This window comes from Paraburkholderia sp. BL10I2N1 (assembly GCF_004361815.1).
Classification (GTDB): domain Bacteria; phylum Pseudomonadota; class Gammaproteobacteria; order Burkholderiales; family Burkholderiaceae; genus Paraburkholderia.
This window is the reverse complement of sequence record NZ_SNWA01000001.1, coordinates 914690-928095: the sequence shown is the minus strand read 5'-3', so window position 1 is coordinate 928095 and position 13406 is coordinate 914690. Positions and strand designations below refer to the sequence as shown.

The following is a 13406-nucleotide window of genomic DNA, read 5'->3' as shown; positions in this document are numbered from 1 at the left end:
CGTTGGACATAGGTCCGCGGTCGCCCGGAGGATGACAGGGCTTTCGCCCGCGCGTGACGGCCAGTACGTGAGCGAAGTGTCCATCAAGTGAGGGGAAGCGAAGTGTCAGCGACGCTGCGTTTTGACAATATCGGCAAGGTGTTTCCAGGCGTGCGCGCGCTCGACGGTGTGTCCTTCGAGGTCAACGTCGGCCAGGTGCACGGCCTGATGGGCGAGAACGGTGCGGGGAAATCGACCCTGCTGAAGATTCTCGGTGGCGAGTATCAGCCGGACTCCGGTCAGATCATGATCGACGGCAAGGAGGTGCGCTTTTCGAGCGCTGCCTCGTCGATTGCGGCCGGGATCGCCGTGATTCACCAGGAACTGCAGTACGTGCCCGATCTGACCGTGGCAGAAAATCTGCTGCTCGGCCAGTTGCCGAATTCGTTCGGCTGGGTGAACAAGCGCGAAGGGAAGCGCTTCGTGCGCGAGCGGCTCGCCGCGATGGGCGTCAATCTCGATCCCAACGCGAAGCTGCGCAAACTGTCCATCGCCCAGCGGCAGATGGTCGAAATCTGCAAGGCGTTGCTGCGCAACGCCCGCGTGATCGCGCTCGACGAACCGACCAGTTCGCTGTCGCACCGTGAAACGGAAGTGCTGTTCAAGCTCGTGCGCGACCTGCGCGCGGACAACCGTGCGCTGATCTACATCTCGCACCGGATGGACGAGATCTATCAGCTGTGCGACGCATGCACGATTTTCCGTGATGGTCGCAAGGTCGCGTCGCACCCCACACTTGAAGGCGTCAGGCGCGACACGATCGTGAGCGAGATGGTCGGCCGCGAAATCTCGGATATCTACAACTATTCGCCGCGTCCGCTCGGCGAAGTGCGCTTTGCGGCGAAGGCGATCGAAGGTCAAGCGTTGAAGGAACCGACGAGCTTCGAAGTGCGCCGTGGCGAGATCGTCGGCTTTTTCGGGCTGGTGGGCGCCGGGCGCAGCGAACTCATGCACCTCGTCTACGGCGCCGATCACAAGAAGGGCGGCGAGCTGCTGCTCGACGGCAAGCCGATCAAGGTGCGTAGCGCAGGCGAAGCGATTCGCCACGGCATCGTGCTGTGCCCGGAAGATCGCAAGGAAGAGGGCATCGTCGCGATGGCGACCGTGTCGGAAAACATCAACATCAGCTGCCGCCGGCACTATCTGCACGCGGGGGTCTTCCTGGATCGCAAGAAGGAAGCTGAAACGGCCGACCGCTTCATCAAACTGCTGAAGATCAAGACGCCGAGCCGCCGGCAGAAGATCCGTTTTCTGTCGGGCGGCAATCAGCAGAAAGCGATTCTGTCGCGCTGGCTCGCGGAGCCGGATCTGAAAGTGGTGATTCTGGATGAGCCGACGCGTGGCATCGATGTCGGTGCCAAGCACGAGATCTACAACGTGATTTATCAGCTCGCCGAACGCGGCTGCGCGATCGTGATGATCTCTTCGGAGTTGCCGGAGGTGCTTGGCGTATCGGATCGCATCGTCGTCATGCGTCAGGGCCGGATCTCTGGCGAGCTTACGCGCAGCGAGGCCACCGAACAGACCGTCTTGAGCCTTGCGCTGCCGCAAAGCGCGACCGAACCCGCCGCTCAGGCGGCCTGAATTCACCGGGCCGATCGTTCCATCATCTGTCCGACAACCCGTAGGTAACGGGAGGAGTCAACAAAATGCAAGCCAGAGAAAATCTCGCGCAACAGGGCGCCAAGAGCGCCGCTGAAGCACTCATTCCACAGGGCAACGACAGGCAGAAATGGTGGCAGCACGTCACCGAGTACAGCCTGATCGTGATCTTCGTCGTGATGTTCATCACGATGTCCCTGAGCGTCGATCACTTCTTCTCGATCGAGAACATGCTGGGCCTCGCACTGTCGATCTCGCAGATCGGCATGGTCGCGTGCACGATGATGTTCTGTCTCGCGTCACGCGACTTCGATCTTTCGGTCGGCTCGATCGTCGCGTTCGCCGGCGTGCTGTGCGCGATGGTGCTCAATGCGACCGGCAACACGTTCATCGCGATTGTCGCAGCGGTCGCCGCAGGCAGCGTGATCGGTTTCGTGAACGGCGCGGTCATCGCGTATTTGCGCATCAATGCGTTGATCACGACGCTGGCGACGATGGAAATCGTCCGCGGGCTCGGCTTCATCGTGTCGCACGGGCAGGCGGTTGGCGTGTCGTCGGATTCGTTTATCGCGTTGGGCGGCCTGACATTGTTTGGCGTATCGCTGCCGATCTGGGTCACGCTGCTGTGCTTCATCGTGTTCGGCGTGATGCTCAACCAGACCGTGTATGGCCGCAACACGCTCGCCATCGGCGGCAATCCGGAGGCGTCGCGTCTTGCCGGTATCAATGTGGAGCGCACGCGCGTCTACATTTTTCTGATTCAGGGCGCGGTGACCGCGCTTGCCGGCGTGATACTCGCATCGCGTATCACGTCGGGTCAGCCGAATGCCGCCGAAGGCTTCGAGCTGAACGTGATCTCGGCGTGCGTGCTGGGCGGCGTGTCGCTGCTCGGCGGCCGCGCGACGATTTCGGGTGTCGTGATCGGCGTGCTGATCATGGGCACGGTCGAGAACGTGATGAACCTGATGAACATCGACGCGTTCTACCAGTACCTCGTGCGCGGCGCGATCCTGCTCGCCGCTGTGCTGCTCGACCAGTTGAAGAACCGCGGTGCGCGCGATTAAGCTGCCGAAACGGCGACCCAACCCATCTGCTCATAAAGGAATCGAACGATGTCGTCTCCTGCCAATGCGAATGAACGCGAGGCCGATAGTGTCTACGCGCGCTATCCGAGTCTGACCGACCGCACGGTGTTGATCACGGGCGGCGCAACCGGCATCGGCGCATCGTTCGTCGAGCACTTCGCGGCGCAGGGCGCGCGCGTTGCCTTCTTCGATATCGACGCGGGCGCGGGTAAAGCGCTCGCAGATGAACTGGGCGATTCGCGCCACCAGCCGCTTTTTCTGCCGTGCGATCTCACCGATATCGATGCGCTCAGGAAAGCGATCGCCGATGTGCGCGCGGCGCTCGGGCCGATCGCCGTGCTGGTGAACAACGCGGCGAATGACCGCCGTCACAGGATCGCCGAAGTCACGCCGGAATCGTTCGATGCGGGTATTGCGGTGAACATCCGTCACCAGTTCTTCGCGGCGCAGGCTGTGATGGACGACATGAAAGCAGCTGGCCGCGGCTCGATCATCAATCTCGGCTCGATCAGCTGGATGCTGAAAAACGGCGGTTACCCGGTGTACGTGATATCGAAATCGGCGGTGCAGGGACTCACGCGCGGGCTCGCGCGCGATCTCGGGCCGTTCAATATCCGCGTCAATTCGCTGGTGCCCGGCTGGGTGATGACCGAGAAACAGAAGCGCCTGTGGCTCGATGACGCCGGACGGCGTTCGATCAAGGAAGGCCAGTGCATTGACAGCGAATTGCTGCCGGAGGATCTGGCCCGCATGGCGCTCTTCCTCGCCGCCGACGATAGCCGCATGATCACCGCGCAGGATGTGATCGTCGACGGAGGCTGGGCATGAGCGTGGCGGCGCGAGAGTTGCAGGCCGCGCTCCTCATCGACTCGAAATGCACGCTGGGCGAAGGCGCGACATGGTGCGCGCGGACGGGCCGTTTCTACTGGACCGATATCGAAGGCGCGCGACTGTGGCGCTACGATCCGCGTGATGGCCGCAGCACGTGCTGGCCGATGCCCGAGCGGCTCGCGACGTTCGCGCTGTGCGCCGATCCGCACTATCTGCTGTTGGGTCTCGCGACTCACCTCGCGTTCTTCGATCTGTCGACCGGTGAAACGCAGAAGATCGTCGACGTCGAACCGGGCATCAACACGCGCGTGAACGATGGGCGCTGTGACCGCCAGGGGCGTTTTGTCTTCGGTACGAAGGATGAGGCGTCGCCCGTGAAGGCAATCGGCGGCTTCTACCGGCTGAATCCTGATCTGACACTTGAGCGTTTACCATTGCCAGCGCCCGCGATTGCGAACAGTATTGCGTTCAGCCCGGACGGCGCGACGATGTACTACTGCGATTCGCCGACCCGCACGATCCGTACCTGCGAATATGATGCCGCGGGTGGGAGCATCACGAACGACCGCGTGTTTGCGACGCTGACCGACGCGACCGGCGAACCGGATGGTTCGACAGTCGACCGTGACGGCGGGCTGTGGAATGCGCAGTGGGGTGGCGGCCGGGTGGTGCGTTATGGCCCGGACGGCGTCGAAGCCGCGCGAGTGTCGGTGCCGACTGCGCAGCCGAGTTGCGTTGCGCTGGGCGGCGCGCAGCTGGGTACGCTGTACATCACGAGTGCGCGTGTCGGTCTTGACGCCGCGGCGCTCGCTAAAGATTCGCGCGCCGGTGGCGTTTTCATCGCCACGCCGGGCGCACGCGGTTTGCAGGAACCGTTTTTTCAGGGCTCGCCTGCGCGTCGCCGGGAAGTTTCCTCCTCTTACCGGTAGGGACCCAGGGCAGAGGGACGCACGGCAGTGAGCAGCACGCGGTACGACGTAGTAGACGCCAATGAGGCGGCCGGCTCGCCGAGTCGCCCAGAACGAAACTTCCGTCAGCCATGACGGCAACGTTTTACGCCTCTCGAGGAGACTGACATGACCGTCACGAATTCCGTTGGCTCGTCTTCATCGCAGTCGCGCCGCGCAAGACTCTCCGCGGCCGCGAATCCCGTGCTGGCGGGTCCGGGCACATCCGCCGTGGCGGTGGGGTCGGCAGTGACGGGCGATGTCGCCGCGATCACGCTCGCCAACGCACAACTCAGGCTCGACGTCGCGCCGACGCTCGGCGGCGGCATCACACGCTTCGACTGGCGCAGCGACGGCGGTCTCACGCCGATCTTTCGACGCTGCCGGCACGTCACCAGCGACACCGATCCGAACGAACTTGCGTGTTATCCGTTGCTGCCGTATTCAAACCGGATCGGCGGCGGACAGTTCACCTTTTCCGGACGCGCAATCGATGTGCCCCGCAATCGCAACTGCGAGCCGTTGCCGATTCACGGCGACGGCTGGCTCGCGCCCTGGCAGGTCGCGAACGCGGATCACGAGAGCGTGCGCCTGACGCTCGATCGCAGCCGTCACAAGCCGTACGCGTATCACGCGACGCAAACTTATACGCTCGACGGGCCGACGTTGATCGTCACGCTCGAAATCGAGAACACCGGACGCGAGGTGCTGCCGTTCGGTCTCGGCATTCATCCGTTCTTGCCGCGCGATGCCGTTACGGAGCTGTCGGCGGCCGCGGGCGGCCTGTGGCTCGCCGACGACGAATGGCTGCCCGTACGACACGTGCCGGCCCCGCCCGCCTGGCAATTCGGTGTCGCCTATCCGCTGCCGAAGACCGTCGTCAATCACGCCTTTACCGGCTGGAGTGGACGTTCGGCAGTCGTGTGGCCGAAGCGGCACCTGTCGTTGACGATCGCAGCGGACACCGACTATTACGTGCTGTACACGCCTGCGGACAAGGACTTCTTCTGTTTCGAACCGGTCGATCATCCAATCAACGCGATGAATCTGCCCGGCGGCGCAACGGCGAACGGCATGACAGTGTTGACCCGCGGCGAGCGCCTGACGCGGCAATTCACGTTCACGGTCCAACGCACCGGCATGCGTGCAGCCGCGGGTGGGCGAGGGAGCAAGCGGTCGTAGGCGGGAAGGGGCTGGTAACCGGCGCCGGAAGGCAGAGGCGCGCAGCGCAAAGCGTTGACAAGGGGTTGCATGGGGTAGCAGGCCTGCCGCCGGTTAAAATACGCGCCTCATCCGCTTATGGCTCGTCGCGAGTTCTTCATCATGACCTCTTTTATCAAGACGCTTAACGACGCGTGGCAGCGCACGAATTCGCTGCTGTGCGTCGGCCTCGACCCCGAGCCCACGAAGTTTCCGGGCGCACTCGCGAACCGGCCTGACGCGATTTTCGAATTTTGCCGTGCGATCGTCGATGCGACCGCACCGTACGCGTCGTCGTTCAAGCCGCAGATTGCCTACTTTGCCGCTCATCGTGCGGAAGACCAGCTCGAACAGTTGATCGCGCACATTCATGCGCATCATCCTGGGCTGCCGGTGATTCTCGATGCCAAGCGCGGGGATATCGGCAGTACCGCCGAGCAGTACGCGCGCGAGGCGTTCGAACGCTACCGTGCGGACGCCGTGACGGTGAACCCGTATATGGGCTTCGATTCGATCGAGCCGTATCTCGAGCATCATGGCAAGGGTGTGATCGTGCTGTGCCGGACGTCGAACGCGGGCGGCTCGGATTTGCAGTTTCTCGAGACCGGCGGACGTCCGCTGTATCAGGTCGTCGCACAGCTTGCTGCGGAAAAGTGGAACGCTAGCGGCCAGCTCGGCCTCGTGGTCGGCGCGACGTTTCCGAAGGAAATCGAAGTCGTGCGCGGGATTGTCGGCGACATGCCTTTGCTGATTCCTGGCATCGGCGCCCAGGGCGGCGATGTCGAATCGACAGTACGGGCTGGCGCCACGGCAGCGGGCACGGGGATGTTGATCAATTCGTCGCGCGCGATCATCTATGCCGGCAAGGGCGACGACTTTGTGGATGCCGCGGCAAAGGCTGCCCGGGACACACGGGACCGGATCAATCAGTATCGTTGAGGTGAGCGTTCCGGCGCAGGTCGAACCGGTTGCCCCGGTTGCCGCATCACGTTGCGGCGTGCGGTAAGGGCCTGCGGTTCGGACGCGTTGATCCGGCGTCGTGCGAGGGCGTGATGCTGCGGGACGTCACTTCGGCGAGCCCGCGTCAGAACCCATCCGCGTAATGATCTCCCGATGCGCCGGCCAGGCCTCCACCAGCGCATTCACGCTGGCCAGTTCGAATTCGCTGAATTCGAATCCCGGCGCAACGGTACACCCGACAAGCGCAAAGCCTGTCGGATCAGCACATTCAGCGGCAAACCACAGCCCAGCCGGCACGACGGCCTGAAATGCCGCGCCGGGATGCGTGAGCGCGTTGCCGAGCCTGTGCGACGTCAGGTTTCCGACGTGATCGAGCACGTGAACCAGCAACGGTTCGCCCGCGTAGAAGTGCCAGACCTCGTCGGACCTGATCCGATGCCAGGCCGAGTGGGCGCCATCGGCGAGCAGATAGTAGATCGCCGTCGACGCGGACCTCGTCCCTTTCGAACCTTCGCGGCAAACCGCCGCTTCCGAACGATACGTTTCGCGAAAGAATCCGCCTTCCGGATGTGGCTGCAGATCGAAGCGGCGAATCAGTTCGTCTTTTTGAGCGTCGGTCGTAGGCATCGGGAATGCGTTTGTCGGAGGGTTCAAGGGCGTGACGTTTCAGCGCTCACGTTCGTCGAGCAACGCCAGCACGCCGCGCAGCGCGTGGGCGGCGGCCTGCACACGGATCTGTTCGCGGTCGCCCTTGAACACAACCGTGTCGACTGTCGTGTGCAACCGGTTGCTCCAGCTGAACGACACCATGCCGACTGGCTTCGTTTCCGTGCCACCGCCCGGGCCGGCCACCCCGGTGACAGCCAGCGACACCTGAGCGCGGCTATTGCGCAGCGCGCCCTCGGCCATCGCACGGGCGACAGGCTCGCTCACCGCGCCGTGTTTTTCGATCAGTTCGGCAGGGACGCCGATCATTTCGCTTTTTGCCACGTTCGAGTAAGTGACGAAGCCGCGTTCGAACCAGCCGCTGCTGCCGGAAATATCGGTCAGGGCCGTGGCGACCATGCCGCCGGTGCAGGACTCGGCGGTCGTGAGCATCAGGCGTTCGTCGCGCAAACGATTGCCGACGCGGATGGCGAGTTGATGGACAACGGTGTCGGTAGGCATATGGGGTCCGTGGGCGTGCGAGGACGTGCGTTGCTTCGATGTACGTCGGTTAGACCGACATGCGCCACAGCGCAATCACGAGCAGCGTGAAAAACGCAGCAACCAGATCGTCGAACATGATGCCAAAGCCACCCTTCAGTCTGCGGTCGAAGTAACGGATCGGCGGTGGTTTCACCATGTCGAAGAAGCGGAACACGACGAACGCCCATAGCTGACCGGTGAACGTCACTGGCGTGACCATCAGGAGCACGAGCCAGAACGCGACGATTTCGTCCCACACCACAGGCGACGGATCGTCGATGCCGAGCTTCGTTGCCGTGAAGCCCGTGATGCTGATTCCGGCGACAAAACCGACGGCGATCAGGATGCCCCACTCGAGCACGGTCAAATAGTGATTGAAGACCGCAAACGACGCCCATGCGAACAGCGTGCCGACGGTGCCCGGTGCGATTGGCGACAGGCCGCTCCCAAAGCCGAGCGAGATCAGGTGCAGCGGATGCGACAGCATGAAGCGCGCGGTGGCGCGGCGCGGTCGCGGCGGTTGCGGATCGGGGCCAGGATTGAAGTCGCCGGCGGGGCCGAGCGGGGGTTCAGTTCGCATGGAAGTGATCGAAGCCTTGCAATGTCAGGGTGAGTGGCATGCCTGCGGCGTCGTGCCAGGTGATGGCAGGCTCGGCCGCCGCATTCTGGAGAGCGCTTATTGTACCGATGCGCGTCACCGGTACGGCGACGCTGTTGCCCGCCGCTTCGATTGCCACGCGTGCGGCAGCCGGAGCGGTGAAGCACAGTTCGTAGTCGTCGCCGCCGGCAAGCGTGCAGCGGCGCTGCAGGTCCGACGGCAGGCGGCGCAGGGCGGCGGAGCGCGGTACCGCGTCGACATCGACGGTGGCGTTGACGCGTGAGCGTTCGAGGATGTGCAGCAGGTCGCCGGCGAGTCCGTCGGAGATGTCGAGCGCGGCGCGCGCATGGCTGCGAAGCGCGAGGCCAAGCGCGACACGCGGCTCGGGCCGCTCGAGCGCGCGACAGAATGTCGCAGCATCGCCGGCATCGACGGACCACTCCTGGCGCAGCACGCCAAGGCCTGCGCGGGCGTCGCCAAGCGTGCCGGAAACCCAGATGTCGTCGCCTGGCTTTGCGGCGTCGCGGCGCAACGCCAACTGGGGCGGCACCTCGCCGAACACGGTGATGCAGATATTCAGCGGGCCGCCTGTCGTATCGCCTCCCACCAGTTCGCAGTCGAAGCGCTCCGCGATCTCGAACATACCTTCGCTGAACGCGGCGAGCCATTCCTCGCGCGCCTGCGGCAGCGCGAGCGCCAGCGTGAACGCCTGCGGTTTTGCACCCATTGCGGCGAGATCGGAGAGGTTGACCGCGAGAGCCTTGTGACCAAGCGCGTGCGGATCGACATCTGCAAGGAAGTGCCGGCCTTCGACCAGCATGTCCGTTGATATCGCCAGTATCTCGCCGGCGCGCGGCGCAAATAGCGCGCAGTCGTCGCCGATGCCGAGTACGGCGCGTGGCGTGATGCGTGCGCGGCGCGCAAAGAAGCGGTCGATCAGCGAAAACTCGGAAAGCATGGTGTGGGTCCGTTGCGCGGAAGGGCGGCTGAAGGCAAGTGAGCGGTGATGGGTACAGGGTAACCGGCGCCAGCGGGTAAGCGACATTGTCGTGCCGCGACGCCAGGCCGGAAAAGCGCACGAGGCACGCGGAAGCCCCAGGAGCGCGTGCCGGCAAGCGAATTGTACGGGCGCCAGTGTGCCCGGACGACCTGGCTATTCGGCGGATTCGCTGCCGTTTGCGCTGTTTCTGTCGCGGCAGTTGTACCCTTATTGAAGGAATTGGCCTCGGGATTGGCGCTACAATGCGTCGAACACCTATTCTAATCTGCACTTCCAAGCCCGCCTTATGTCGACTCCCGCCAATACCAAACTTCGCGAAGCCGCTCTCGACTACCATGAGTTCCCGACCCCGGGGAAGATCGCGATTGCGCCAACCAAACAGATGATCAACCAGCGCGACCTCGCGCTGGCGTATTCGCCCGGCGTGGCCTTCGCGTGCGAGGAGATCGTCGAGAACCCGCTGAACGCGGCGCGCTTCACCGCGCGCAGCAACCTTGTCGGCGTCGTGACGAACGGCACCGCGGTGCTGGGCCTCGGCAACATCGGGCCGCTCGCGTCGAAGCCGGTGATGGAAGGCAAGGCGGTGCTGTTCAAGAAGTTCGCCGGCATCGACGTGTTCGACATCGAGCTGAACGAGTCCGATCCGCACAAGCTGGTTGACGTGATCGCCGCGCTCGAGCCGACCTTCGGCGGCATCAACCTTGAAGACATCAAGGCGCCCGACTGCTTCATCGTCGAGCGCGAATGCCGCAAGCGCATGAAGATTCCGGTGTTCCACGACGACCAGCACGGTACCGCGATTGTCGTTGCAGCCGCGATCTCGAACGGGCTGAAGGTGGTCGGCAAGGACATCTCGAAGGTGAAGCTGGTGGCATCCGGCGCGGGCGCCGCCGCGCTCGCCTGTCTGGACCTGCTCGTCGACCTCGGCCTGCCGCTCGAAAACATCCTCGTGACCGACCTCGCAGGCGTGGTCTACAAGGGCCGCGTCGAGCTGATGGATCCGGACAAGGAGCGCTTTGCGCGCGAAACGTCCGCCCGCACGCTCGCCGAGGCGATCGAAGGCGCGGACATTTTCCTTGGCCTGTCGGCCGGCGGCGTCCTGAAACAGGACATGGTAAAGAAGATGGCCGACAAGCCGCTGATCCTCGCGCTTGCCAATCCGACGCCGGAAATCCTGCCGGAACTGGCGCTCGAAGTGCGCCCGGACGCGGTGCTGTGCACCGGCCGCACCGATTATCCGAACCAGGTCAATAACGTCCTGTGCTTTCCGTTCATCTTCCGCGGCGCGCTGGATGCCGGCGCAACGACGGTCACGCGTGAAATGGAAATCGCCACGGTGAACGCGATTGCCGAACTGGCCCGTCAGGAGCAGAGCGATATCGTCGCGACGGCCTACGGTATCCAGGATCTGTCGTTCGGGCCGGAATACCTGATTCCAAAGCCGTTCGATCCGCGTCTGATCGTGAAGATCGCGCCGGCCGTCGCGAAGGCGGCGATGGATTCGGGCGTCGCGACCCGTCCGATCGAGGACATGGACGCGTACGAGCAGCATCTGCAGCAGTTCGTCTACCACAGCGGCACGACGATGAAGCCGATCTTCCAGGTCGCGCGCAGTGTCGAGGCTGAGAAAAAGCGCATCGTGTTCGCGGAAGGCGAAGAGGAGCGCGTGCTGCGTGCCGTGCAGATCGTCGTCGACGAAAAGCTCGCGACGCCGATCCTGATCGGCCGGCCGGCGGTAATCGAGCAGCGCATCACGCGTTATGGCCTGCGCCTCGTCGCCGGTCAGGACTACTCGGTCGTCAACACCGATCACGACGAGCGCTATCGCGACTTCTGGAAGACCTATTACAAGATGATGGTCCGAAAGGGCATCAGCGAGCAGATGGCCAAGCTCGAAATGCGCCGCCGCACGACGCTGATCGGCGCGATGCTGGTGAAGAAGGGCGAGGCCGACGGCATGATCTGCGGCACGGTTTCCACCACGCATCGCCATCTGCACTTCATCGATCAGGTGATCGGCAAGCGCGAAGGCTGCTGCACCTATGCTGCCATGAACGCGCTGGTGCTGCCGGGCCGGCAGATTTTCATCGTCGACACGCACGTGAACGTCGACCCGACGCCGGAACAGCTTGCCGAGATCACGGTCATGGCGGCTGAAGAAGTGCGCCGCTTCGGCATCGAGCCGAAAATCGCGCTTGTGTCGCATTCGAACTTCGGCACCAGCAATGCGCCGTCAGCGCAGAAGATGCGCGATGTGCTCGCGATCCTGAAGGAGCGTGCACCGGATCTGCAGGTGGACGGCGAAATGCACGGCGACGTCGCGCTCGACGCGAATCTGCGCCGCGAAGTGCTGCCGGATTCGACGCTCGAAGGCGATGCGAACCTGCTGATCCTGCCGAACATCGATGCAGCGAACATCTCGTACAACCTGCTCAAGACGGCCGCGGGCAACAACATTGCGATCGGCCCGATGCTGCTAGGCGCCGCGCAGCCAGTGCACGTGCTGACGGCGTCGGCAACCGTGCGCCGGATTGTCAACATGGCCGCGCTGCTGGTGGCGGACGTGGTCGCCTCGCGTTAAGCGGTGTTTTGAAGCGGCAGGGCGTTTCCGCTTTGGGAATGCCCTGCCGAGGTCTCTCCTCGGGCAATCCTGCCCGGAATATTGCAATTTCCTTTCGTTTTCGGATTGGCGCGGCATTCCGGCCCCTTTTGTCGTCAATTTACCCCCAGATCATTGCTCCCCAAAAGATAAATTCATCGTCGAAATGCCGCCGGGACGCCCGCCCGTGGTAGGTGGACGGCTTAGTGGAGCCTCAGATTGGCCTGACGAACGTTGATTCCAGGGGCCATTAGCGATACCCTTACACCTTTCATGGTCGTCGAACTCGTGATCTAACAGCGGGAACCTTGGTTCATGGCACGCAAGTGGCTCCGCAACGGCGTGCTTCCGGCCGCCCTGATAGTCGTCAGCCTGCTTGGGAATGCCGTTCCCGGCGCCTTCGCACGGGAAACCGCAGCGGCCACGGATCAGGCGCAGGGCACCATCGCGGTGGCACAACTGCCGCCGGAAGCAGTCAATACTTTGAACCTGATTGCAGCAGGCGGGCCTTACCCGTATGAGAAGGACGGCATCGTATTCGGCAATCACGAGCGGTTGCTGACGCCGCATAAGCGCGGCTATTACCACGAATACACCGTCCCTACGCCACGTGCCCGCAATCGGGGCGCGCGCCGCATAGTCTGCGGTGGTCCGCCCGGGCGAACCGACAACTGTTATTACTCCGACGACCACTACACGAGTTTTAAACGTATTGTTGAATGACATCGGGATGAACGGCATGAGCGACAACGTCTACGCGCACGACTCCGGGGTCGCGACGGATCTTTTCGCGGCTGGCGACGGCAATCTGTTCCAGCGCGTCATGCAGATGCGCAGTGCCACGCCTGGCGGGGACAACCAGAACGAAGCCAGCACTTTGCTTTCATCGAACGAGGGCCCCATGAGTCTTTTCAAGACCGTACGACCGAACATCGTACAGTCGATCCGCGCGTTCCGCGTGCAGGATCTTGCTGACGAAGCGCAGCAGCTCGGGCAGCATTTTCTTTACGCCTGTTGTGGGAATGCGCAATCAAAGCAGGAAGTGATGGAAACGATCGCGACGTCGTTCACGTTTCCGAAGCACTTCGGCAAGAACTACGACGCGCTATACGATTGTCTGACCGATCTGGTCGCGAAAGCAGGCACGCAGCCGGGTTTCGTGATCGTGCTCGAAGCATTGCCTGTTGCGCAGAAGTTCGACAAGGAAGGCCGTGAGACCTTGCTCGACGTGTTCCGTGAAGCTGCCGAGTTCTGGGCTGAGCGCAAGGTGGCGTTCCGCGTGTTCTATTCGTTCGCGTAATGTGTGATTGACGCGCCTGAACGGGCGCGATGAAAGAGCAAGCCCGCCGATCGGCGG

General features: G+C 63.1%; 13 protein-coding genes. 9 read left to right on the top strand and 4 right to left on the bottom strand.

Going from position 1 to position 13406, the window contains the following annotated elements:
* Nucleotides 1-102: 102 nt before the first annotated feature.
* The 6 genes from araG (at nt 103) to pyrF (ending at nt 6643) form a co-directional block, all read left to right on the top strand.
* Complete coding sequence (gene araG / locus B0G77_RS04320) at nt 103-1623, top strand: L-arabinose ABC transporter ATP-binding protein AraG (protein ID WP_133661006.1); 1521 nt, start codon at nt 103-105, stop codon at nt 1621-1623.
* A gap of 65 nt (nt 1624-1688) precedes the next feature.
* On the top strand, nt 1689-2705 hold the full coding sequence (gene araH / locus B0G77_RS04315) for an L-arabinose ABC transporter permease AraH (RefSeq protein WP_133661005.1): 1017 nt from the start codon (nt 1689-1691) through the stop codon (nt 2703-2705).
* A gap of 48 nt (nt 2706-2753) precedes the next feature.
* Entirely contained in the window at nt 2754-3554 is an 801-nt protein-coding gene (locus B0G77_RS04310; RefSeq protein ID WP_133661004.1) for an SDR family oxidoreductase, read from the top strand.
* Nucleotides 3551-4486, top strand: coding sequence for an SMP-30/gluconolactonase/LRE family protein (locus B0G77_RS04305; protein WP_133661003.1), 936 nt, complete (start codon nt 3551-3553; stop codon nt 4484-4486). Before B0G77_RS04310 ends, B0G77_RS04305 begins: the two co-directional genes overlap by 4 nt.
* A 147-nt stretch (nt 4487-4633) precedes the next feature.
* Nucleotides 4634-5686: an aldose 1-epimerase gene (locus tag B0G77_RS04300; RefSeq protein ID WP_133661002.1), complete on the top strand. Its 1053-nt coding sequence runs from the start codon at nt 4634-4636 to the stop codon at nt 5684-5686.
* Between the two features lie 141 nt (nt 5687-5827).
* Complete coding sequence (pyrF, locus tag B0G77_RS04295) at nt 5828-6643, top strand: orotidine-5'-phosphate decarboxylase (protein WP_133661001.1); 816 nt, start codon at nt 5828-5830, stop codon at nt 6641-6643.
* A gap of 126 nt (nt 6644-6769) precedes the next feature.
* Here the strand turns inward: pyrF and B0G77_RS04290 are convergent, their stop codons facing one another.
* The 4 genes from B0G77_RS04290 to thiL are packed head-to-tail and all read right to left on the bottom strand — an operon-like array spanning nt 6770 to nt 9408.
* Nucleotides 6770-7291: a cupin domain-containing protein gene (locus B0G77_RS04290; protein ID WP_133661000.1), complete on the bottom strand. Its 522-nt coding sequence runs from the start codon at nt 7289-7291 to the stop codon at nt 6770-6772.
* Between the two features lie 39 nt (nt 7292-7330).
* Nucleotides 7331-7831, bottom strand: coding sequence for a CinA family protein (locus tag B0G77_RS04285; protein WP_133660999.1), 501 nt, complete (start codon nt 7829-7831; stop codon nt 7331-7333).
* 49 nt (nt 7832-7880) lie between these two features.
* Entirely contained in the window at nt 7881-8432 is a 552-nt protein-coding gene (locus B0G77_RS04280) for a phosphatidylglycerophosphatase A (RefSeq protein WP_208116395.1), read from the bottom strand.
* Nucleotides 8422-9408 carry a thiamine-phosphate kinase gene (thiL, locus tag B0G77_RS04275; protein ID WP_133660998.1) on the bottom strand — a complete coding sequence of 329 codons (987 nt, stop codon included), beginning with the start codon at nt 9406-9408 and terminating at the stop codon, nt 8422-8424. The genes B0G77_RS04280 and thiL overlap by 11 nt, the downstream gene beginning before the upstream one ends.
* 328 nt (nt 9409-9736) lie before the next feature.
* Here thiL and B0G77_RS04270 point away from each other — a divergent pair, with 328 nt between their 5' ends.
* The 3 genes from B0G77_RS04270 (at nt 9737) to B0G77_RS04260 (ending at nt 13349) form a co-directional block, all read left to right on the top strand.
* Nucleotides 9737-12031 carry an NADP-dependent malic enzyme gene (locus B0G77_RS04270; RefSeq protein ID WP_133660997.1) on the top strand — a complete coding sequence of 765 codons (2295 nt, stop codon included), beginning with the start codon at nt 9737-9739 and terminating at the stop codon, nt 12029-12031.
* 333 nt (nt 12032-12364) lie between these two features.
* Nucleotides 12365-12772 carry a ribonuclease gene (locus B0G77_RS04265; protein WP_133660996.1) on the top strand — a complete coding sequence of 136 codons (408 nt, stop codon included), beginning with the start codon at nt 12365-12367 and terminating at the stop codon, nt 12770-12772.
* 7 nt (nt 12773-12779) lie between these two features.
* Nucleotides 12780-13349, top strand: coding sequence for a barstar family protein (locus B0G77_RS04260; protein ID WP_208116394.1), 570 nt, complete (start codon nt 12780-12782; stop codon nt 13347-13349).
* Nucleotides 13350-13406: the final 57 nt, after the last annotated feature.

Coding starts and splice junctions, on each gene's coding strand:
- B0G77_RS04265 (WP_133660996.1), top strand. CDS start 12,365: ATGGCACGCAAGTGGCTCCGCAACGGCGTGCTTCCGGCCGCCCTGATA.
- araH (WP_133661005.1), top strand. CDS start 1,689: ATGCAAGCCAGAGAAAATCTCGCGCAACAGGGCGCCAAGAGCGCCGCT.
- pyrF (WP_133661001.1), top strand. CDS start 5,828: ATGACCTCTTTTATCAAGACGCTTAACGACGCGTGGCAGCGCACGAAT.
- B0G77_RS04300 (WP_133661002.1), top strand. CDS start 4,634: ATGACCGTCACGAATTCCGTTGGCTCGTCTTCATCGCAGTCGCGCCGC.
- thiL (WP_133660998.1), bottom strand. CDS start 9,408: ATGCTTTCCGAGTTTTCGCTGATCGACCGCTTCTTTGCGCGCCGCGCA.
- B0G77_RS04260 (WP_208116394.1), top strand. CDS start 12,780: ATGAACGGCATGAGCGACAACGTCTACGCGCACGACTCCGGGGTCGCG.
- B0G77_RS04285 (WP_133660999.1), bottom strand. CDS start 7,831: ATGCCTACCGACACCGTTGTCCATCAACTCGCCATCCGCGTCGGCAAT.
- B0G77_RS04280 (WP_208116395.1), bottom strand. CDS start 8,432: ATGCGAACTGAACCCCCGCTCGGCCCCGCCGGCGACTTCAATCCTGGC.
- B0G77_RS04290 (WP_133661000.1), bottom strand. CDS start 7,291: ATGCCTACGACCGACGCTCAAAAAGACGAACTGATTCGCCGCTTCGAT.
- B0G77_RS04305 (WP_133661003.1), top strand. CDS start 3,551: ATGAGCGTGGCGGCGCGAGAGTTGCAGGCCGCGCTCCTCATCGACTCG.
- B0G77_RS04270 (WP_133660997.1), top strand. CDS start 9,737: ATGTCGACTCCCGCCAATACCAAACTTCGCGAAGCCGCTCTCGACTAC.
- B0G77_RS04310 (WP_133661004.1), top strand. CDS start 2,754: ATGTCGTCTCCTGCCAATGCGAATGAACGCGAGGCCGATAGTGTCTAC.